This window comes from Paenibacillus lactis, from assembly GCF_017873605.1.
Classification (GTDB): Bacteria; Bacillota; Bacilli; order Paenibacillales; family Paenibacillaceae; genus Paenibacillus_AQ; species Paenibacillus_AQ lactis.
In genome coordinates, this window is record NZ_JAGGKI010000003.1 from 431,914 (window position 1) to 452,514 (window position 20,601).

General features: G+C 53.6%; 18 protein-coding genes and 1 pseudogene. 8 read left to right on the forward strand and 11 right to left on the reverse strand.

Going from position 1 to position 20,601, the window contains the following annotated elements; translation table 11 throughout:
* Positions 1–154: 154 nt before the first annotated feature.
* Both J2Z18_RS07635 and J2Z18_RS07640 read right to left on the reverse strand, forming a co-directional pair.
* Positions 155–337, reverse strand: a complete 183-nt coding sequence (locus tag J2Z18_RS07635; RefSeq protein ID WP_007132334.1) for an H-type small acid-soluble spore protein — start codon at positions 335–337, stop codon at positions 155–157.
* 2 nt (positions 338–339) lie between these two features.
* Positions 340–627 carry a hypothetical protein gene (locus J2Z18_RS07640; RefSeq protein ID WP_210094504.1) on the reverse strand — a complete coding sequence of 96 codons (288 nt, stop codon included), beginning with the start codon at positions 625–627 and terminating at the stop codon, positions 340–342.
* A 261-nt stretch (positions 628–888) separates the two neighbouring features.
* On the opposite strand from J2Z18_RS07640, the gene ku reads away from it, so the two are divergent.
* Genes ku through ligD form a run of 3 tightly spaced genes read left to right on the forward strand, consistent with a single transcriptional unit; the run spans position 889 to position 3,646 of the window.
* Positions 889–1,812, forward strand: coding sequence for a non-homologous end joining protein Ku (ku, locus tag J2Z18_RS07645; RefSeq protein WP_210094505.1), 924 nt, complete (start codon positions 889–891; stop codon positions 1,810–1,812).
* A gap of 5 nt (positions 1,813–1,817) precedes the next feature.
* Complete coding sequence (locus tag J2Z18_RS07650) at positions 1,818–2,723, forward strand: ATP-dependent DNA ligase (protein WP_210094506.1); 906 nt, start codon at positions 1,818–1,820, stop codon at positions 2,721–2,723.
* A 5-nt stretch (positions 2,724–2,728) separates the two neighbouring features.
* Positions 2,729–3,646 (forward strand): non-homologous end-joining DNA ligase, encoded by a 918-nt coding sequence (ligD, locus tag J2Z18_RS07655; protein ID WP_210094507.1) that lies wholly within the window; start codon positions 2,729–2,731, stop codon positions 3,644–3,646.
* Here ligD and J2Z18_RS07660 read toward each other — a convergent pair.
* Complete coding sequence (locus J2Z18_RS07660; protein ID WP_210094508.1) at positions 3,629–4,765, reverse strand: SPL family radical SAM protein; 1,137 nt, start codon at positions 4,763–4,765, stop codon at positions 3,629–3,631. The genes ligD and J2Z18_RS07660 overlap by 18 nt on opposite strands.
* A 155-nt stretch (positions 4,766–4,920) precedes the next feature.
* On the opposite strand from J2Z18_RS07660, the gene J2Z18_RS07665 reads away from it, so the two are divergent.
* Positions 4,921–5,448: a serine hydrolase gene (locus J2Z18_RS07665; protein WP_245255912.1), complete on the forward strand. Its 528-nt coding sequence runs from the start codon at positions 4,921–4,923 to the stop codon at positions 5,446–5,448.
* 125 nt (positions 5,449–5,573) lie between these two features.
* Here J2Z18_RS07665 and J2Z18_RS07670 read toward each other — a convergent pair whose 3' ends face one another.
* Together J2Z18_RS07670 and cls are read right to left on the reverse strand one after the other, a co-directional pair.
* Entirely contained in the window at positions 5,574–6,527 is a 954-nt protein-coding gene (locus J2Z18_RS07670; protein ID WP_028405889.1) for a YitT family protein, read from the reverse strand.
* 167 nt (positions 6,528–6,694) lie between these two features.
* Positions 6,695–8,125, reverse strand: a complete 1,431-nt coding sequence (gene cls / locus J2Z18_RS07675; RefSeq protein ID WP_007132325.1) for a cardiolipin synthase — start codon at positions 8,123–8,125, stop codon at positions 6,695–6,697.
* A 293-nt stretch (positions 8,126–8,418) separates the two neighbouring features.
* Between cls and J2Z18_RS07680 the strand changes: the two genes are divergently transcribed.
* Entirely contained in the window at positions 8,419–9,393 is a 975-nt protein-coding gene (locus J2Z18_RS07680; RefSeq protein ID WP_007132324.1) for a M23 family metallopeptidase, read from the forward strand.
* A 39-nt stretch (positions 9,394–9,432) separates the two neighbouring features.
* Positions 9,433–9,849, forward strand: a complete 417-nt coding sequence (locus J2Z18_RS07685; protein ID WP_007132323.1) for a bactofilin family protein — start codon at positions 9,433–9,435, stop codon at positions 9,847–9,849.
* A 246-nt stretch (positions 9,850–10,095) separates the two neighbouring features.
* Here J2Z18_RS07685 and J2Z18_RS07690 read toward each other — a convergent pair whose 3' ends face one another.
* Together J2Z18_RS07690 and J2Z18_RS07695 are read right to left on the reverse strand one after the other, a co-directional pair.
* Positions 10,096–10,872, reverse strand: coding sequence for an ABC transporter permease (locus J2Z18_RS07690; RefSeq protein ID WP_210094509.1), 777 nt, complete (start codon positions 10,870–10,872; stop codon positions 10,096–10,098).
* Positions 10,862–11,779 carry an ABC transporter ATP-binding protein gene (locus J2Z18_RS07695; protein WP_083832673.1) on the reverse strand — a complete coding sequence of 306 codons (918 nt, stop codon included), beginning with the start codon at positions 11,777–11,779 and terminating at the stop codon, positions 10,862–10,864. Before J2Z18_RS07695 ends, J2Z18_RS07690 begins: the two co-directional genes overlap by 11 nt.
* 579 nt (positions 11,780–12,358) lie before the next feature.
* Between J2Z18_RS07695 and relB (J2Z18_RS07700) the strand changes: the two are divergent.
* Positions 12,359–12,550: pseudogene (relB, locus tag J2Z18_RS07700) on the forward strand (type II toxin-antitoxin system RelB family anti-toxin); the annotation flags it as partial.
* 187 nt (positions 12,551–12,737) lie between these two features.
* On the opposite strand, the gene J2Z18_RS07705 reads toward relB (J2Z18_RS07700), so the two are convergent.
* On the reverse strand, positions 12,738–13,679 hold the full coding sequence (locus J2Z18_RS07705; protein ID WP_007132318.1) for an LCP family glycopolymer transferase: 942 nt from the start codon (positions 13,677–13,679) through the stop codon (positions 12,738–12,740).
* 378 nt (positions 13,680–14,057) lie between these two features.
* Positions 14,058–14,420: a YceI family protein gene (locus tag J2Z18_RS07710; protein WP_138919355.1), complete on the reverse strand. Its 363-nt coding sequence runs from the start codon at positions 14,418–14,420 to the stop codon at positions 14,058–14,060.
* Positions 14,421–14,689: 269 nt separating this feature from the next.
* Here J2Z18_RS07710 and relB (J2Z18_RS07715) point away from each other — a divergent pair, with 269 nt between their 5' ends.
* Entirely contained in the window at positions 14,690–15,058 is a 369-nt protein-coding gene (gene relB / locus J2Z18_RS07715) for a type II toxin-antitoxin system RelB family anti-toxin (RefSeq protein ID WP_007132316.1), read from the forward strand.
* Positions 15,059–15,193: 135 nt separating this feature from the next.
* On the opposite strand, the gene J2Z18_RS07720 is transcribed toward relB (J2Z18_RS07715), so the two are convergent.
* Both J2Z18_RS07720 and gltB read right to left on the reverse strand, forming a co-directional pair.
* Positions 15,194–15,343, reverse strand: a complete 150-nt coding sequence (locus J2Z18_RS07720) for a hypothetical protein (RefSeq protein ID WP_007132315.1) — start codon at positions 15,341–15,343, stop codon at positions 15,194–15,196.
* Positions 15,344–15,665: 322 nt separating this feature from the next.
* Complete coding sequence (gene gltB / locus J2Z18_RS07725; RefSeq protein ID WP_007132314.1) at positions 15,666–20,261, reverse strand: glutamate synthase large subunit; 4,596 nt, start codon at positions 20,259–20,261, stop codon at positions 15,666–15,668.
* Positions 20,262–20,601: the final 340 nt, after the last annotated feature.

Here is a 20,601-nt window from a genome sequence, read left to right on the forward strand (position 1 = left end):
GAGCTATTGACGGATGATATTCGCATGTTTTTCAGAAAACTCCGTTAGCATCTTCACACCAATTAAAATACACCTTACCCAAGTGGTGCTTTATAAAACACAACACCACCGGTTAAGGTGTATTTTCATCCACGTAAAGGCCCCCGGTTAAAGGTTATTCGCCCTCTTCCAGCCGGTCTACCTTCACGGTCTGCGTATTAGTAGGACGAGACCCGACCTGGACGGTAGCCATGCCGTTCTGCTGATCCACATGCTCGATCCAGACCGGCTCGCCTTCAAGATTCACCTTGTACGTGTCCTTGGATTCGAATATTTCGACGGCGCGTTGCACATCCATTCCTATTCCCTCTCTTTCTTGCATCTCGGCGATTCGTCGACGAGATCCATCGTATCGGTGGTCGAAGGGCCGATCAGCCCGTTGTCCATCGTGACATTCCCCCCGCCAAGACCTTCGTTGATCATGCGGTCAATGTCAAACATGGTAGATTCCCGGGAGATGTCGCTCTCCTCCGAAGTCATGCTGTGCCAATCCACCACGTCTCCGCTGATCGGCTCTGCAAAAGCACGGTCCGAGGAACGATCCTTCTGAATTTCTTCCGATGGTTCTGATTCCCTGTGCTTATCCATTAAAGATCACTCTCCTTGCTAAGGCAGTGTTCACCGTCAATATGCCTCGATTCCCCCGGGTTTATTCAAAGAACAGTCATGTGCCTCAGTCCCCGGGGTTATTCCAAAGACCCATCATGTTCCCCGGTCGGCTCCCGGTTTATGCAAAGACCGGCAATGACTCATAGGAGCATCTTTTTTTGGGCACACTAATAGAAGCAGATTATACGTCCACATCCTGTTCATACGATTCATTCCAAAAACAGATAGGAGGTTTCATAGATGCATACGGTTTGGAAAGGCGCCATCAGTTTCGGCCTGGTGCATGTGCCGGTAAAGATGTTCTCGGCAACGGAAGACAAGGATATCTCCATGCGCTATATTCACAAGGAATGCGGCAGCCCGCTCTCTTATGTCCGCAAATGTCCGGTTTGTGAAGAGGAAGTCGGCTGGGAGGAAATTACGAAGGGGTATGAGTATGAAAAAGGCAAGTTCGTGCTGTTTGAAAAAGATGAGCTGGAGCAGCTGGCCGAGCAGAACAGCAAAAACATCACGATTCTCGATTTCGTCGATTTGACGGAAATCGATCCGATCTACTTCCAGAAGACCTATTATCTCTCGCCCGATCAAGCGGGCGCGAACGCGTACCGCCTGCTGATGGAGGCGATGAAGGAGTCCGGAAAGATCGGGATCGCCAAAATCTCCATCCGCTCCAAGAGCAGCCTGGCGGCGATTCGGGTGCTGGATGAGTGCCTGTCAATCGAAACGATTTTTTATCCGGACGAAATCCGTCCGATCTCGCAGGTGCCCAATCTGCCGGAGAAGACCGAGGTCAATTCCAAGGAGCTGGATATGGCGAAGCTGCTTATCGATCAGCTCTCGACGCCGTTTGACCCGGAGAAATATACGGATGATTACCGGGAGCGTCTGCTGGAAGCCATCAACAGCAAGGTGTCCGGCGAGGAAATCAAAATCGCCCCAGCCCGCCAGGAAACCAATGTTGTCGACCTTATGGCCGCACTTCAGGCCAGCATCGAGGCGGTGAAGCCGATCGGGACCGATCCGGGAACGAAGGCGAAGCCGCGGAAGACAACGCGCAAGCCGGCAGCCAAAGAGCCGGCCGCGAAAGCGAGCGGCGACGATACGGATGAAACGCCGAAGCCCAAGCGCCGCGTCAAAGCCAAGAAAACTGAAGCGGGCTCCTAAACGAAATGGGACATTTAAGAGAGCTGCTGCCTAAAGAGCCGATGGCGCCGATCTCCACGGAGAAGATCGAAACTGGCGACGACTGGGGCTATCAATTGAAGTGGGACGGGGTGCGTATCCTTGCAGGCATCGACCATCAGCAGGTCTCCCTCTATTCCCGGAAGCTGCTGAATAAGACGTCCCTCTATCCCGAGGTGGTTGCCGCACTGTCGAAGCTGCAGCATGATCGTCTGCTCCTGGACGGTGAAGTGGTTTATTTTCATCCCGAGCTGGGACGCCCGGTGTTCCAGAAGGTGCTGCAGCGGGAACGTTCTCGATCGGTTCGGTCGGACGCCCCGCATTTCACGTATGTGCTGTTTGACATTCTGGTCGACGGCGATAAGGATATGCGTAAGCTGCCCTATCTTGACCGGCATCACCGGCTGAAAGAAATCGTCTCCAATACGCCCGGAATCCTGACGGCCGATCTGTTCCTGGAAGGCGAGAGCCTCTGGGCATGGGCAGAGGAACGCGGATGGGAGGGAATCGTTATGAAACGGCTCTCCTCCCCTTACCGTGAAGGGAAGAAGCACCGGGACTGGTACAAGAAAAAGATCGCCATCACCATCCAGGCGGAGGCTGTCGCCTTGATCATAAGAGAAGGCCGTGTAGCCAGCCTTGTGCTGGCTGACGATGAGAACAACTATATCGGCAGGGCATCGCTTGGACTGAACGAACAGACCAAGCAGCGGCTGTTAGAGTATGCAGGCCTGCATCCGTCAGGTCCTGGTTGGAATTCGCTGCACGCAGACCTGAAGAAGGAGCAGCTCGCTTGGCTAAGCAAGCCGCTGACCGCTACGGTTACCTTCCTGGAGTGGAGCCAGGACGGAATGATGCGGCATCCGAAGCTGCTGTCGATTGAGGGGGTGTAACGGCTATGGCCCGTACCGTCAAAGGAACGCTGACCATTGAAGGTCAAGAGATTCAGATTACCAATCCGGACAAGCCGCTGTGGCCAGAGGTCGGCATTACCAAAGCCATCTATCTGCAGAAGCTCGCGGCGATCTCTCCCCACCTGCTCCGCTATTGCAAAGGCAGGCTGCTGACAACCATCCGTTATCCGCATGGCGTGGACGGGGAATCGTTCTATCAAAAAAATGCGCCCGAGCCGCTCCCGCCCTTTGTCAGCACCTACGTGCACGAGGGCATCAACTATGTCATGCTGAACGGGCTGCCCGAGCTGTTATGGCTGGGCAACCTCGCAGCCTTGGAATTCCACCCTTCGCTCCACCTGGCCGGTGACGTTCTGCCATGCGAGTGGATGATCGACCTTGACCCGTCGCTCCCCGAGGAACCGAGGATCATGGAAGCTACCGCCATCGTCGGCAATGTGCTGCACTCGCTTGGAATCGCCTCCGTTCCGAAAACGTCAGGGGCAACCGGGGTGCAGATCATCGTCCCGATTCCCGAAGGCATTACGTTCGATGAGCTGCGCTCCGTCGGCCAATTCGTAGGTCAATACGTAACGGAGAAACACCCCAAATTGTTCACAATCGAGCGGCTAAAGAAAAATCGCGGCGACAAAATCTATTTCGATTATCTCCAGCATTACAGCGGAAGAACGCTTGCCGCACCATATACCCCCAGGGCAAGACGCTTGGCGACGGTATCGACGCCGCTCACCTGGGAAGAGGTTCAGCGGGATGTCTCTCCGTCGGATTTCCACCTGCTGAACATCGAGCAGCGTCTTAAAGAGAAGGGCGACCTGCTTCAGTCCCTGCCTCCGCAGCCGATTGGAGACATCATCCGGCATCTGAATGCCAAGGGAAAACCAGCATCAAAACGGAAAGGATAGCTGCTCAACCTCCGGCTTCAGCTCTTCAGCGGAGACCGGTGCCGCAGGCTCAGGCAGCTTGCGCCGTCGGGTGGAAAGGGACGGGGCTGCTTCCCGGTCCCGCTCCTCCTCTTCCTTATACCCGGCACTTCCCTGCGAGCCTGCCCCTGCTACATTGCCACCAATGCCCTCCGCCAATCCGGAGGCCTTCCCTCCCGTCGCGGGATCGTAATAGCCCGTGGATGGATTCTCCGTGCGCCTCGCCGCCATCCATTCCAGTCCATGCTCCGACAAGAGGCGGGCAGCCATCATCTTAAAGCTCCGTACATACTGCTCTTCGGCATAAGCCCCCGCTCTGTACAGCTCCCGATAAGATTGCACGACCTCAGGAAAATGAAGCTTGAGCGTCTCCATATACCATTTCTTTACGTCGCGAGACAGCCGCAAGAGCGATATCATGGCAAACGAAGCGCCGTGTTCCTTCACCCTGGACAGAAGCTCCCGAAGTCCTCCTTCCCCATCGGTAAGATAGGGCAGTACGGGAGCTGCGAATACGCCCGTCCGTATTCCGGCGGAAGACAGCCTCCACACGGCTTCCAACCTGCTCGCAGGATGCGGCGAAGCCGGCTCAAGCTTGCGGATCAGATCGGCGTCCAGCGTATTCAGGCTGATATTGACCGAAACGTCCTCCATCCGGGTCAGGATATCCATATCGCGCAGCACGAGCGGCGAGCGGGTGGTTATGCTGGTTGAGATCCGGTACTTTGCCAGCTGCTTGAGGCATTCCCTCGTGATCTCCGCCTTCCCCTCGATCGGCTGGTACGGATCCGTAGCCGTCCCGATGGTCACCTGTCCGATCGACCTCCGCATCGCTTCGATGTCATGGCCGAATTTGGCGGCTGCATCGGACAGCTGCTTCGCCAGCGCCTCCGCCGCGTTGGTCTTCATGAAAATATGATGCTGGAATTCATCCTCCGCCCCCATCCCGATAAAGGACTGGAAGGCGCGCGCATAGCAGAAGCTGCAGCCATGCCCGCATCCTCTGTACGGATTGATCGACCAGTCGAACGGCATCCGCTCTTCCTTGACCCGGTTGAGCGTTTGCTTGGTCGAAATGCTCTCGTAAGTCGTTTGTGCCATATCCCCTTCGCCTCCTTGTCGCAACCTGTTCTATTCCGAAAATGTTATGATTTTATTATAACAAACACATGTTCCCATTATAATCGGAATTTACTGGATTTACAAATCAGTTTGTCAAACATTCCGCTAGTAATCGGGAATAGCTGTTAGGGAAGCTGATTGAAACGATAACCGGCCAGTCGATCGAGGCGGCTTTCAAGGAGTACATCTTCGACAGGCTGAACCTGACCCAGACCTACGTATACAAGGACCCTCTTGATGGAAGACCCGCTTCCTTTTATCACCGGAAAACCCGGCTTCAAATCCCCTTGTACATGCCCTCCATCGCACCCGAAGGCGGCATCGTTTCCACGGCCCGAGAGACCATGACCTTCCTCCGAGCGTTTTTCGACGGCGTTCTATTTCCGCAGACGCATCTGAAGGAGCTCATGGAATGGAAATTTCTATGGGCACCCGGCACTTTCTTCTACGGTTCAGGCATTGTACGTCAGCCATTGTCCCTCTTGAACATGAAAGACGGCTTAATCGGCCATTGGGGCCAATCCGGCGCATTTGCCTTCCACCACCCGGAAACGGGGTTATATTTCACCGGGACGGTAAATCAAGCCATCGGCCAGTCGGCCGCCGTCCACAGAATCGCCCGCATCATACGCCATTACAAGAAGACGCAAAGCCCCACCTAGGCTACAAATCGCAGCGGGAATTCCATCGTATAGAGATTAGCTTTTGACATCAAAAAAAAGGGCTCCGCCCGCTTCTTGTACCAGCATGCAGGTGGAACCCTGAACTATTCAAGCTTGTATAACGTTTAATGAATGGCCTTCTTCTTAAACCGGCCGCCCTTGACATCATGAATATTGCCGACTGCCACGAAGGCCTGCGAATCCCAATCTTCCACAATCGATTTCAGCTTCGCTTCCTCAAGCCGGGTAATGACCACGAAGATCACCTTCTTGCTGTCCCCGGAATAGGCTCCCTCGCCCTCAAGATAAGTAACTCCGCGTCCAAGCCGCTGGGTCAGCGCATCGCCGATTTCTTTATGCTTATCGCTGATAATCCAAACCGATTTGGACTGGTCGATGCCCTCGATCGTAATGTCGATGAGCTTGAATGCCAGATAGTAAGCAATCAACGAGTACATGGCATGATCCCAGCCAAAGATAAAGCCTGCGCTGCCGAGAATGAATACGTTGATGAACATCACGATTTCCCCGACCGAGAACGGCGTTCTCTTGGTAATTAAGATCGCTACAATTTCCGTACCGTCCATCGATCCCCCCGATCGAATGACCAGACCGACGCCCACGCCAAGGAGTATTCCGCCAAAGACGGCAGCAAGCAGCGGATCGATCGTAATCGGAGCGACAGGATGAAGAAAATAGGTTCCGATCGACATGACCAGTACGGCGTACAACGTGGATAAAGCGAAGGTTTTACCGATCTGTTTATAACCCATAAACAGAAACGGAAGGTTGAATAAAGTCAGGAATATCCCGAGCGGGACATCGGTTATATGGGACACCATAATCGAGATGCCGGTAATTCCCCCGTCAATGATCTTGTTCGGCACCAGAAAAATCTCCAGTCCCACCGCCATCAGCATTGCACCGAAAGTTAAGAACACCAGACGACGGAGAAGCTTTAAAGCAATTGATCCGCTCTTCGGATTCTCCGGCTTCTGCTGGTCCGCTTTCAGCGGCGGCACGGACTGCGGTTCCGGCTGTGTGTGCGGCTGTACAGAAATCTTCACATCATTTGACATAAATCTCCCCCGTTCATTATGAACCTCAGCTACTGTATATTTATTAGCGGCACTCCTATAAATATTCTATCATATTAATGAAAGCCGCTACTACCATTTTCAAAGATCAACCTCTATATGCATGTCATTCCATCATTAGCTGACTTTAATACTGTCTGTAATGGAGGCTATAACAACGGGGACAGCATCCGGCACAAGATTTCGGCTGCCTTCTGCCATCTCCCCCTCGCATGGAATGTCTCCAGTTCGATGGCTCTGCTGTGGTTCAGGTCCTCCTTGAAATCCGATACCAGCCGATGGATCGGCTGCTCGTCGAACATCACAGCCGTCAGCTCGAAGTTGCAGAAGAAGCTCCGCATATCCATATTTGCCGTGCCTACGGAGGCAAGGAGCTCGTCAACGATCAGCACCTTAGCATGGATAAACCCTTTTTCATACTCATAAAAGGACACTCCGGCCGCCAGCAGCTCCTCCACGTACGACAGCGACGCCAGCTTGACGAGCCGCGAATCCGCATGATCCGGAATAATAATCCTCACGTCGACGCCGCTTACCGCCGCCGTCTTCAACGCTTCGTACAGCCCTTCATCCGGAATGAAGTACGGCGATGTAATCCAAATGCGCTCCTTGGCAACCGATATGGCCCCAAAGCACATCTCATGAATGGCATTCCAGCTCGTATCCGGACCGCTGCTCAAGATCTGCACCTGCTCCTTCCCGGTACAGTGGTGCTCGGGATACAGGCTCGGATTCGAGATCGCTTCGCCGGATGCCAGCTTCCAGTCGTGCAGGAATACGCTCTGCAGAAAATAGACCGCATCTCCCTCTACTTGCAGATGGGTGTCCCGCCAGTAGCCCATGTCCGGATATTCCCCGAGATAATCATCCCCGACGTTGATGCCGCCGAGGAATCCGACGGTACCGTCCACCACGACGATCTTCCGGTGGTTTCTGTAATTGATTCTGCGGCTGAACATGGATACCATGGCAGGCAGGAAGAAATAGAACTGAACCCCGGATTCTTTAAACCGCCTTATGAACGCTTTCTTCAATTTATAGCTCCCCAGCCCGTCGCATACAAGACGCACCTTGACCCCTTCCTTGGCCTTACGGATCATCACATCCTGAAACTTCGTACCGATCCGGTCATTTCTGAAAATATAAAACTCTACATGAATATGATCCTTGGCCTCCTCCATCGCTTTGAGCATCGCATCATAGGTCTCTTTGCCATCGGTTAAGACACGGGTCTCGTTGCAGCCCGTGATCGGACTTTCGGATAAATGCTTTAACAGATTAAACAGACGATCATGATGATGGAAGCCGGGATTGTTCATATCCTCCTTGCGCAGGACGACAGCCGCCCGGTCCCAGAAATGCTCCTTCATCTCCCGAAACAGCCGGGAACCTTTTTGGCGAATCTTAAGACGCTTCTGATAATCCTGTGCAACGAAAAAATAGATCACGAATCCCAGCAGCGGGAGACAGAACAGAATAAACATCCATGCAACCGTCTTGGAAGGATTGCGGAATTCAAGCAGCAGCACCGCTGCCATTTGCAAAATAAACACAATGAGAACAAGCAGAAGCCACACCATACGGCAGCCTCCTAACGGAAATAATAGTGGTCTTTTCTTTTAAACAGACATTGCTGGTCTAGGCGTCTCAGCTATCGTGAATAAGTAGCGTAAATAAAGACAGATAACTACAGCTTTGACCAATTAATTATGTATTTATTCAATTACCCAATGTCACACCTGCTTGAATAATATACGTTTACATCTCATTTTTGACATGTTTTTCGAAAGAGTAGAATACATAGAAGATAAGGAGCTGGCCAAGTCTTGCGGAGGATGCTATACCCACTAAACATGAATGGAGGGGAGATGCCATGAAAACCGCGCACCGTAACCAACGCTTAACCCTGCTGGTGCTCCGGGATGCCCAGCATTCCGTCAAGCAGTTTCATTTGTCCAAGCCTCTCATGATCGCGGTGCCAGCAGCCGCGGTATTGTCGATCGCCGGACTGATCGTGTCGCTGCAGATCCAATCGGCTCAGACCATTTCGACTCTGGAGCAGCAGCTGACGCTCAAGAGCCTCGAAGCCTTGAAGATGGAAGTGACCGTCAGCGACAAAGATGAAGCCATCGAGCGCTTGAACAAAGCCATCATCCAGCTGTCGGGCGAGGCTGAAGAAACGAAGGCGCAGATGGAACGCGTTCAGCAGCTGGAGCAGCAGCTCCAGCAATTCATCGAGAAGCACGGGTCTTTATCAGGCACGCCGACATCCTCGATGTCCGATGACGCGCAGCTGCATGTCGGCGGAGAATACATTGCCGTTCATGAGAACGAAATGCTTGATATGGCGAGCGACATTCGGGATGATTTCGAGGAAATCCAGCAGCTGCTATCCCAGCTGGAGCGCCATATTCCGCGAACGCTGGACCAAGCCCAGGAAACCCAGGAGCGGCGGGAAGGCCTTCCTTCGCTGTGGCCGACTGACTCGCGGAGGCTGACCTCGAGCTTCGGCTACCGCAGCGATCCGTTCACCGGCCGGTCCGCCTATCATGCCGGTATCGATATTGCCGGCAAAATCGGCGACCCGATCTATGCGGCGGGGAGCGGCCAGGTTACCGCGGCAGAGCGCAGCGGCGCACGAGGGCTGTACATCGTGATTAAGCACCCTAACGGCCTTGAGACCTGGTATATGCACCTGAACAAGCTGAGCGTTTCGGTCGGAGACCAGGTTGCCCAGGGCGAGATCATCGGCCAGCTGGGATCTTCAGGTCGCAGCACAGGGCCCCATTTGCATTTTCAGGTTGTCAAAAACGACGAGACCGTCGATCCTATGCGTTATGTGCAATAATCCAGAAATTTAATTGATTGGTAAGGAGGACAACAGATTATGAAGAAAAAGAAACGCAAAGCATCTGCTCATCTTATCGATTCCTTGATTGGCCCGGGCAGTGAGTTTGAGGGCGTGCTGCAGTCCGAGGATAATTTGCGGATCGACGGCCGGTTTAACGGATCGATTGAAAGCCAAGGCAGCGTTACCATTGGCGAGAGCGCATCGTGCCGGTCCAATATTTCCGCCAAGGAGGTCATTGTAGCCGGGAAGGTATACGGGGACGTCATTGCCGAGGGCAAGCTGACCATAACCCCGAGCGGACAGATGTACGGCGATGTCTACGCCGGTTCCCTGATTATCATGGAAGGCGGATTACTTAACGGGGCCAGCCGGATGGAGCATGCGGAAGCAGCAGGTGCCGCATCGGAGCAATCGGAGGCCGCACCGTCGATGCAGCAGCCGGAAGCAGGCTGACTCGGCGGATGTGCGAGCCTCGGCCTTCAGCCTCTGCGCGCGGCTTCGAGAAACGACGTTCCTGCAGGAAGCTCAGCTTGCCGGCAGGGCGGATCCTCTGCCTACCGCTCCCTTACCCTCCAAGGCCCTCCAAGCAAAAGAGCCCCTTTCAGCCGCCATTCACTTGGCCGAAGGAGCTCTTATTTTTTCCCCTAATGCACAGCAGAATATGGATGACCGAACGAGAACTTCCATCAGCTCGCGTGTCTACGCGGCAACATCCCGCTTGGCGAAGGCCCACCAGGTAATCAGCAGAAAGACGAGGCTGTACGCGGCCAAAATGAAGATGGAGAAGCTGAGAGAAACCCCGCCTGGACCGATCGGCGATTGGATATATCCGCTCAGGTCGATATGAAGGAACAGGATGTATTTCGCCCATACGTATTTATCCGGGTTCAACATAAAGCCGAACAGATCCTTCGTAAACAAGACCAGGAGCGAGATGCCGATGGCGAGGCTGCCCGACCGGAACAGCGTTGACAGCATAAACGCAACAAGCGCGATCATGACCAGCTGGATCGTATCGGTGAGCAGCAGCAGCAATGAGTTTACCATCGATGAGGCTCCGGAACCGGAGCCCAGGCCGCCCGTGCCCGCGAAGAACAGCTGTGACAGCGCGATGCCGACCACGGCTGTCAGGACGGCACAGAGCAGGATGAACAGCAGGACGGCGACCCATTTTGACATCAATATTTTCCCCCGCCGGAGCGGGCGGATCAGCAGCAGCTTGATCGTCCCCGCCGCAAACTCCCCGGCTACGATGTCAGCGGCAATGACAACGGTGAAGATCGCGCTCAGGTAGAGCGTAAAGCTCTCCGTCCATGTAAAAACGGTCCATGCGTCCATCGCAGCCCCCGTTACATACAGCATCGCCGGCATCGCGGCGCTGAAAAACACGAGGATCGCCAGCATGATCCAGGTCCTTACGCGGAAATAGATTTTCATATTCTCATTGGCGACCAGATTGGGAAAGCTACTCCACATGGCGATCCCCTCCCGTCATTTCCAAAAACTGATCCTCTAACGATTCGGTTACCGGCTGTATCGCAAATACGCGAATTCCCGCTTCAACCAGAAGGGCATTGATATCCGCGACGGTCTCCGGATTGCCCCGGACAATCACCCTATTCCCTTCGGTCTTCGCCCCGAAGGATTGAAGCAATGCCGCAGCCGCAGAGGCATCATGAACGGTAAAGGCAGTCTCCTCGGCAGTCCGCTGCCCGTCGGCGCTCCGAAGCTGCCGGATATCGATCAGGCGGCCGTGCCGGATAATGCCGACGCGGTCGCACATCAGCTCCATCTCAGACAGCAGGTGGCTGGAAACGAACACCGTCGTCCCCTCTTCCCGCGTTAATCTGCGCAAGTAGTCGCGCAGCTCGCGGATCCCCTGCGGATCCAATCCATTCGTCGGCTCGTCCAGGATGAGCAGCTTCGGCCGATGAAGCAGGGCCTGCGCCACGCCCAGCCGCTGGCGCATCCCGAGTGAATAGGTCTGAACCTTGTCATGGATTCGATGCTCAAGCCCCACGAGCTCCACCACCTCGCGGATGCGCTCTTCGGATATTCCCGGCATCATCCGGGCGAAATGCTTCAAATTGTTATACCCCGACAGATACTTATACATCTCCGGGTTCTCGACGATGGCCCCAATCAATGCGGCAGCCTGCTCATAGTGCGACCGGATGCTGTAGCCTCCGATCACGATATCCCCCTCCGTGATGGACATCAGCCCGACCATCATCCGGATGGTCGTCGTCTTGCCCGCGCCGTTCGGCCCAAGAAATCCGAAGATCTGGCCCGGCGGTATATCAAAGGTTACGTTGTCCACCAGCACCTTGGACGATATCTTCTTCGTCACGCCGAGCAGCCTTACAAGCGGTTCCTGCTGCATCATCTACTCTCCTTTGCCCTGGTATCCTATCCTTTGAAACATGCCCATTATACAATACCAGAGCAAAAGACTAAATGTGCGCAGTCATAACAGGCCTTATGCCAAGCTTCAACTTCCAGCCCAATCCCCTCAACCCCAGTAACCCTGCAATGCTATTTGCGGTCCTCCGATAAACCCGCCTGGCATTCCTTGCACATCCCCGCAGGGACATTATGCTTATAAAATCCGGTTCTATACAAAGTGTAGCTTTCCATCACGGGCAGTATTCGGCAGCAGCTGACACAATACATCAACCCTTCACTCATCCCGTCATCTCCTTTCCGGGATTCATAAGCTGTTATGCTCATCTCACTATGATACATTTTGTATCCATATTATAAAATATGCTGACCTTTGTCAAATAAAACAGAAAAAAATGGCTCGCGATATTCTTTGATACAATTTGTTTCATTTTTAACACTTTGATACAATATGTATTGACGATATTGCTATTTTAGGATACATTTTGTATCATGATAAACCTAGAAGCAGTCATTGATTTCTTTAAAATCCTTGATGAGTGTAGTGAGGTGAATATGAATGACATATGGATCTCGCATAGCGAAACTGCGGGAACAGAAAGGATGGACTCAAGAAGAGCTGTCAGAGTTAATAGGAATTAGCCGTGCATCCCTATCGCATTACGAACAAAACCGAAGAAAACCCAATCTGGAGACGCTGACGCGTCTAGCGGACATATTCGAGACCACGATCGATAAAATTATCGGACGCTAGCTTCCGGCTAAGAGAGGATGGAATACAGGAACAAGGCAGGCTGGACCAAGCATCCGGCTTCCAATGAAAGCGCTCCTATTTTGCCGAATAAAAAAGAGGAAACGGCGGTGAGGCAGTTAACCTGCACCTCCTTTTCCTCATGAACCTCTTCGTTGACTAAGGCGACGAGATAAGGACACGCGCCCTAGCCCCCCATAAAATCACTAAGCAGAGAATGAATGCGTTCCTTCTCGTTCTGATCGACAATGTAGTACCATATTCCATCAATGGTCTGGCCGCGCCCCTGGATCTCCACCTGATCGATCCGATCCAGCTTCTGAAGATAATCGGTGACGAACCGTTTCATCTCATCAAAGGATATATCCGTTTTGACACTGCCCCCGACATCATCCAGCAGGGCCTCGAGCTTGAACACCGTCGTTATCCTCATCGCGTTATCGAGGATTCCCTTGATGATCTCCCGCTGCCTAGCGTTTCTCCCCAGATCTCCCTTGGGGTCTTCGAAACGCATCCGTGAATAGGCCAAAGCCTCCTCCCCGCTCAGCTTCAGAATGCCTTCGCCGAAATGATAGCCCGCATAATCAAATTCCATTTGGTTGCGTACCGTTACGCCGCCGAGGGAATCAATGATCTGCGAGAAGCCTTCCATATTGACTTTAACGTAATAATCAATCGGATACTGAAGGAAGTTCTCGACCGAACGAATCGACATATCTACACCGCCAAAGGCGTATGCATGATTGATTTTGTCAACCTTGCCATGGCCGACGATGCTCGTTCGGGTATCTCTCGGAACATTGAACATCATGATCGAGCCCTTGGCAGGGTTCACGGCCATCAGCATCAACGTATCCGAGCGCCCCCTGTCATTCGGTCGTTCATCCACCCCAAGCATAAGCACCGTAAACGGGACCGGCTGATCCGCATTCTTCAATTTATCCGGCTTGACGGGGACATTCTGATCGACAGTAGACACTGGCACTACCGGCGGCAATCCTTCCTCTCGTTCCTCGTAAATTTGATTCGCTGTCGATTTGATGGACTGGTACACATACGTCATATAACCCGCAGGGACAACCACAAGAACGATGAGCAGCCACACCCACCATTTTCTCCATATTCTCATTTCGAAGCTGCCCTCCTAATAAAATCACCACGATTATAAGACCAACATACAATAACAAAATGCCTCGCTCGAAATCTGTCGATTTGCAACTTATTCTGTCGTATTATGAGGAGGAGCATTGCGTGGATTATAGCTGAATCAATCATGATTCACGCCAAAAAGGGGTATCGGGAGAGTAGTTCGCATGGGTCATGTAAATGCCGTTACGAGCTAAATCGTCAAGGTTTTCGCCATATAGGACGCTCTGATTTAAGGTAAAAGAACTAATGACCGGGCATCGTAAATATAGTAGAATAACAATGAGCCGAAGTTCGTATATCACATCTTAAGTCATAAGTTTTTTTGTCAGCGGTCATGTCTGGGATGTCCGGTATTTTTTCAGCTGTACAATTTTAGCCTGCTTGGCTGGAGTTCTTGGAGCATCATTCTGTTCAGCATACCGATGATCCGGCTTTTCTGTTCGCGGTCCGCTTCAAACTCCAACCGGTACATATAATGACCTTGAAAGAGCCCCCGATCCTCAAGAGTTCCTGTTAACAGAAGATGGTCCACCCGATCGTCAATCACATAACCGAGTAAAACATTAGATTGTATTGGGATTTTCCACGGACATAGGAATACCAGCCCATTCGGAACCAGCTCAAGCGGAGTAACCGGGTGGCTTTTCCCATGAATGGTCATCTCTCCGATTCGCAGCAGGCGAATGCTAACGGTGATTTGGTGCTGCCGTTCGTGTAACATGATAAGATATCTCCGCCATCCCTTATCGATTTTTTTGGTATGGGACGTTTCCTTGCTGGATAAAATGATACTAAATGTCACCCATTGACCGATTTGCAGATACGAATCGTATCTGTCATTACTACTCAACATAATACGATACATATTGTATCTAGTCAACCGCATAATACCGATTTTCCCATAATTTCGGTCACAGGCATCTAGATGACAGATCGATGCAATCAGCTTCTATAGATACAAACACTCCATCGAAAGGGGGATCAATGCATATGAACTACGGAGAACGAATCTCTGAATTACGCGAACAGCGGGGATGGACCCAAGAAGAGCTTGCTGCTTCTGTCGGAATCACTCGTGCGGCACTATCCCATTATGAAAAAAACCGGCGCAAACCGGATTTTGAAACATTGACCCGCCTTGCAGACCTCTTTGACGTATCGATAGATTATCTCATCGGACGAACGGCACTGCCCAAAGCAGTCCTGGAGCCGGAGGTACGTGAGTTTGTCGACCAGTTGGAGCTTTCCGACGACGATCTGCTGGAGCGCTTTAATCTCACGATCGACGGTCGCAAGCTGACGGAGGAAGAAGCCAAGCGGTTCATCGCTTTTGTGCGAATGGAGCGCTCCATGAAATAAGGGGTCTCCCGGCTTTATTCTTCCATTCCCATTTGCCGCCTGCCCGGCAAATCAACGAAATCCCCGGCGGATTTGATCCTATCGATCCGTCCGCCGGGGATTTTTGTGCAACAGTATTCACATATGTTGACCGTGTTATTGTCCTTGTTGACGCTCCTTTGCCTGCAGCCATTTTTCAGGATGGATTCCTAATTGGATCATGAGCTTGTGAATGTCCAGATCCGTCTTCGGTCGGTCAAGCTTCTGCTCGGTGCTTCCTGAGCTTCTCTCCTTGTCCATACTCATTTTCTTAAACGACTCTCCTATCTACTATATTCCCTAATCCATCCCTTACTGCTCTTCAACGTTGTTATGTACGATTCACCGACAAACAACTTACTTACCAATATTATAGCGGACCCTTCCTTATGATGGTGTCGTCTGGTGGAAGCATTGTCCTCCGACAAAGCTTCTATTTTTGTCGAATATTGAGGTTCGCCGCCCCTTCGTCATGTACTAGTGTGCAGTGCAGCCTTACCGTTTTCTTATATATGAAAAAAAGCCGCATTGTATTCTGATTAAAGAACACAATGCAGCTTTTTTATACGTAAAAAGTCTTATAGGCCTTTTAGCTGCCGGAGCGAGCCAACTCTTTCATATTCGCTTCGAACGCAGCAAGCAGCGCGGCTTCGCCCGCCAAGCCTTGGGCTTCCGCCTTCTCGATCTGCTGCAGCATCCGCTTGTAATCCTTCGGAATGACCCGGACAAAGCGCTGAACCGCCTCATCCCATTCCCCGAGAATCTGCTGGGCAGGCACGCTGTCCGTGTGGATGGAGTGCTGCTGAATCATACGGAACAGAATGTCCTTCTCCTTCGGCTCCTCCACCCGCTCAAGCAGCACCATCTCCAGGTTGCAGCGCTGGACGAAGGCTCCTTCCGGATCATAGACGTAAGCGACGCCGCCCGACATCCCGGCCGCGAAGTTGCGTCCCGTCTCGCCAAGCACGACCACCCGGCCGCCGGTCATATATTCGCAGCCGTGGTCGCCTACGCCCTCTACGACGATGCTAGCGCCGGAGTTACGAACCGCGAAGCGTTCGCCTGCAATTCCCCGGATATAAGCTTCGCCGCCGGTGGCTCCGTAAAATGCGGTATTTCCGGCTATGATGTTCTCCTCCGCTTTAAAGGTCGCTTTCGGAGAAGGCTTCACGATGAGCTTGCCTCCGGACAGGCCTTTGCCGATGTAGTCATTGGCATCGCCCTCTACCGTCAGCGTCATTCCCTTCGGCACGAATGCGCCGAAGCTTTGACCAGCCGATCCGGTAAAGCTGAATCGGATCGTGTCCTCCGGCAATCCGGCAGCTCCGTATTTGCGCGTGACCTCGCTGCCCAGAATGGTGCCTACGGCGCGATCCACGTTCGTGATCGGGAACGTGCCTTCCACCGGAGTGCCGCTTTCCAGCGCAGGCTGGGCGGCTTCCAGAAGGGAACGCATATCGAGCGTCTGCTCTAGCCCATGGTTCTGCCTTTGGGAGCGATATCGCGTGCTGCCTTCCGGAAGCTCCGGCGTATACAGCAGCGCCGAGATGTCGACGCCCTTCTTCTTCCAATGATCATCGGCCTTCACGGCATCCAGGCAATCGGTGCGCCCAATCATTTCATCCACGGTGCGGAAGCCGAGCTCCGCCATAATTTCACGCATATCTTCAGCGACAAAGCGCATAAAGTTGGCGACATGCTCCGGGTCTCCCGTAAAGTTCTTGCGCAGCTCCGGATTTTGGGTCGCTACGCCGACCGGGCAGGTGTCCATCTGACATACCCGCATCATGATGCAGCCGATCGCCACGAGCGGCGCCGTCGAGAACCCGTATTCCTCAGCCCCGAGCAAAGCGGCCACAACGAGGTCGCGTCCGTTCAGCATCTTGCCGTCCGTCTCCAGCACGACACGGTCGCGCAGGTTGTTCATGATCAGCGTCTGGTGGGTTTCCGCCAGCCCCAGCTCCCACGGCATGCCGGCATGGCGAATGGAGCCCTGCGGCGAAGCGCCTGTGCCGCCGTCGTAACCGCTGATCAGAATGATATCCGCCCGGCCCTTCGCCACACCTGCAGCGATCGTGCCGACCCCGACCTCCGACACCAGCTTCACGTTGATGTCCGCACGCGGGTTCGCGTTCTTCAAATCATAGATGAGCTCCGCCAAATCCTCGATCGAATAAATATCATGATGCGGCGGCGGCGAAATGAGGCCAACCCCCGGCGTGGAGCCGCGAACCTCAGCCACCCAAGGATATACTTTACGCCCAGGCAGCTGTCCTCCCTCACCCGGCTTCGCGCCTTGAGCCATCTTGATCTGGATCTCGTCCGCGTTCACCAGGTAGTTGGACGTTACCCCGAAGCGGCCCGATGCCACCTGCTTGATCGCGCTGCGGCGGGAATCGCCGTTTGCATCCGGCACGAAGCGTGCAGGATCTTCACCGCCCTCGCCGGTATTGCTCTTGCCGCCGATGCGGTTCATCCCGATGGCCAGGCTTTCGTGGGCCTCCTTGCTGATGGAACCGAACGACATCGCGCCGGTCTTGAAGCGGCGCATGATCGACGCAGCCGACTCTACCTCATCAAGCGGAACCGGTGCGCCCGCTGGCTTGAGCTTCAGAAGAGCCCGCAGCGTCAGATGCGCTTCGTTCTCGCCCTGCACCAGCTCGGCATACTTCTTGTAGGTGGCGTAATCGCCCGTACGTACCGCCTGCTGCAGCAAATGAATCGTTCTCGGATTGAACAGATGCTCTTCCCCGTCAGCCCGCCACTGGTATTCACCGGCCGAATCCAGCACTTTATCATTGCCGTCCTTATCGCTAAAGGCGCGTTCATGATGGGCCAGCGCCTCAAGCGCGACCTCCTCAAGCCCGATTCCGCCGATGCGGGAAGGCGTGCGGGTAAAGTATTTCTCGACAAAGTCTTCCTTCAGGCCGACCGCCTCGAAAATCTGTGCGCCGCGGTAGGACTGGATGGTCGAGATCCCCATTTTGGACAGAACCTTCACGACGCCCTTGCTAGCCGCTTTAATATAGTTCTTCACGGCCTTCTCATGGGAAATGCCGCGAAGCATGCCCTCCCGGATCATATCGTCCAGCGTTTGGAACGCGAGGTACGGGTTGACGGCGCTCACGCCGTAGCCGAGCAGGAGCGCGTAATGATGCACTTCCCGCGGCTCGCCGGATTCCAGCATAATCGCAACCTTGGTCCGCGTCCCTTGACGGATCAGGTGATGATGCAGCGCCGAGACGGCAAGCAGCGAAGGAATGGCCGCATTGTCCTTGTCGACGCCGCGGTCGGACAGAATCAGAATATTATGGCCCTTCGAGATGACACGGTCCGCCGCTTCGCACATCGTATCGATCGCTCTCCGAAGCCCCTCGGCCCCTTCGGCCGCCGGGAAGAAGATCGGAATCGTCATCGATTTAAAGCCCGGACGGCGAACATGGCGCAGCTTCGCGAAGTCCTCATTGGACAGCACCGGCGAATCGAGAAGGATATGGCGGCAGCTCTCCGGCTCCGGCTTCAGCAGGTTCCGCTCCGGCCCGATCGTCGTGGCGGTCGAGGTAATCAGCTCCTCCCGGATGGCGTCAATCGGCGGATTCGTAACCTGGGCGAACATTTGCTTGAAGTAATTGAACAAGCGCTGCGGGCGCTCGGACAACACCGCCAGAGGCGCATCGTATCCCATGGAAGCGATGGCTTCGGCACCGGTAATCGCCATCGGCTCCAGAACTTTGCGCAGCTCCTCGTACGTGTAGCCGAAGGCTTGCTGAAGCTGGCGCACGTTCTCGTGCTTCGGCTCCGGAGCCTCCGGCGCATCCGGAAGATCATGAAGCTCGACCAGATGCTCCTCCAGCCAATCCCCGTACGGCAGCTCGGCCGCGATCGCCGCCTTGACCTCCTCGTCGGAGATGATGCGGCCTTCCTTGGTGTCTACAAGCAGCATCCGTCCCGGACGCAGACGGTCCTTGTACAGGACGTTCTCCGGCGGAATATCCAATACCCCCGCTTCGGAGGAGAGGATGATCAGATCGTCCTTCGTTACATAATAACGGGACGGACGCAGACCGTTGCGGTCCAGCGTTGCGCCGATCTGGACGCCGTCCGTAAAGGCCATCGCCGCCGGGCCGTCCCATGGCTCCATCAGGGTGCTGTGGTATTTGTAGAATGCTTTTTTCGTCTCATCCATGCTCTCATGGTTGCTCCAAGGCTCAGGAACCATCATCATGGCTACATGCGGCAGGGAGCGTCCACTGAGATACAGGAATTCAAACGTATTGTCGAACATGCCGGTATCGGACCCGTCGGGGTTGATAATCGGCTTGATTTTCTCCAGATCGCTGCCGAACAGCTCGTGCTCGAACAGAGATTGGCGGGCATGCATCCAGTTCACGTTGCCGCGCAGCGTGTTGATCTCGCCGTTATGGATCATGAAGCGGTATGGATGCGCACGCTCCCAGCTTGGGAAGGTGTTGGTGCTGAACCGGGAGTGAATCAGCGCGATGGCCGATTCGAGGCGTTCCTCCTGCAGGTCGAGGTAGAACTGGCCCACCTGCTCCGTCGTCAGCATGCCTTTGTAAACGATTTTGCGGCAGGACAGGCTGGACACATAGAAGCTGTCGCCCTCGGGCTTGCCGCTGTAACGGATCGCCAGCTCAGCTCGGCGGCGAATAATATAGAGCTTTCGTTCAAAAGCAAGATCATCCGAAATGTCCTCGCTCCGTCCGATGAACACCTGACGGACATACGGCTTTGCCGATTTCGCGGATTTGCCGAGCATCTCGTCGTTGGTCGGAACATCCCGGAAGCCGAGCAGCGCCTGGCCTTCCTCGGCAATAATCGCTGCCAGCCGGTCTTCATGCGCGGCACGAACTTCAGGGTCATGGGACTGGAACAGCATCCCAACACCGTAATGTCCGGCTTCAGGAAGCTCGAAGCCCAGCTTCGCCGCTTCCTCGGCGAAGAAGGCATGAGGGATTTGCAGCATGATGCCCGCGCCGTCGCCGGAGTTCGGCTCGCTGCCCTGACCGCCGCGATGCTCCATGTTGGCAAGCATCGTAAGCGCATTGCTGACGATTGCATGGGACGGTTTGCCCTTGATATGGGCGATGAAGCCCATACCGCACGCATCTTTTTCAAACTGCGGATCATAAAGGCCCTGTTTCTGGGGAAAATCGGTATGTTTCATAGAATGCAACCTTTCTTGTTATAGAATAAAATGCGGCTGAATGAACTAAAAGCATACGACCCTGCATCGATCACCATGCTGAAGCAAGAACACCGATTAGAAATGATGCAGTTTAGTGCAAAATGGACAAAGGTTATTCCTTACCTGATACGTTAGATTAATTAGTACAGATTATTGTATCACCGTCATACGATGGGGGCAATTCAAACTTTTTATGAAGATGATAAGAATTACTTTTAAGAAAATGCGTGATAGATAGATGTTCGAAATCATGTAGAATAGTGCAAAAAATAATGCAAATATAACATTCCGAATACCCTCCATACCCGTTTACATGCCT

Bases quoted from the DNA above. Each gene is read 5' to 3' on its own strand.
- ligD (WP_210094507.1), top strand. From the start codon at position 2,729: ATGGCCCGTACCGTCAAAGGAACGCTGACCATTGAAGGTCAAGAGATT.
- J2Z18_RS07650 (WP_210094506.1), top strand. From the start codon at position 1,818: ATGGGACATTTAAGAGAGCTGCTGCCTAAAGAGCCGATGGCGCCGATC.
- J2Z18_RS07705 (WP_007132318.1), bottom strand. From the start codon at position 13,679: ATGAGAATATGGAGAAAATGGTGGGTGTGGCTGCTCATCGTTCTTGTG.
- J2Z18_RS07635 (WP_007132334.1), bottom strand. From the start codon at position 337: ATGGATGTGCAACGCGCCGTCGAAATATTCGAATCCAAGGACACGTAC.
- J2Z18_RS07680 (WP_007132324.1), top strand. From the start codon at position 8,419: ATGAAAACCGCGCACCGTAACCAACGCTTAACCCTGCTGGTGCTCCGG.
- J2Z18_RS07720 (WP_007132315.1), bottom strand. From the start codon at position 15,343: ATGAGTATGGACAAGGAGAGAAGCTCAGGAAGCACCGAGCAGAAGCTT.
- J2Z18_RS07710 (WP_138919355.1), bottom strand. From the start codon at position 14,420: ATGTTACACGAACGGCAGCACCAAATCACCGTTAGCATTCGCCTGCTG.
- gltB (WP_007132314.1), bottom strand. From the start codon at position 20,261: ATGAAACATACCGATTTTCCCCAGAAACAGGGCCTTTATGATCCGCAG.
- J2Z18_RS07660 (WP_210094508.1), bottom strand. From the start codon at position 4,765: ATGGCACAAACGACTTACGAGAGCATTTCGACCAAGCAAACGCTCAAC.
- J2Z18_RS07640 (WP_210094504.1), bottom strand. From the start codon at position 627: ATGGATAAGCACAGGGAATCAGAACCATCGGAAGAAATTCAGAAGGAT.
- J2Z18_RS07690 (WP_210094509.1), bottom strand. From the start codon at position 10,872: ATGTGGAGTAGCTTTCCCAATCTGGTCGCCAATGAGAATATGAAAATC.
- relB (WP_007132316.1), top strand. From the start codon at position 14,690: ATGAACTACGGAGAACGAATCTCTGAATTACGCGAACAGCGGGGATGG.
- J2Z18_RS07670 (WP_028405889.1), bottom strand. From the start codon at position 6,527: ATGTCAAATGATGTGAAGATTTCTGTACAGCCGCACACACAGCCGGAA.
- cls (WP_007132325.1), bottom strand. From the start codon at position 8,125: ATGGTGTGGCTTCTGCTTGTTCTCATTGTGTTTATTTTGCAAATGGCA.
- J2Z18_RS07695 (WP_083832673.1), bottom strand. From the start codon at position 11,779: ATGCAGCAGGAACCGCTTGTAAGGCTGCTCGGCGTGACGAAGAAGATA.
- J2Z18_RS07685 (WP_007132323.1), top strand. From the start codon at position 9,433: ATGAAGAAAAAGAAACGCAAAGCATCTGCTCATCTTATCGATTCCTTG.
- ku (WP_210094505.1), top strand. From the start codon at position 889: ATGCATACGGTTTGGAAAGGCGCCATCAGTTTCGGCCTGGTGCATGTG.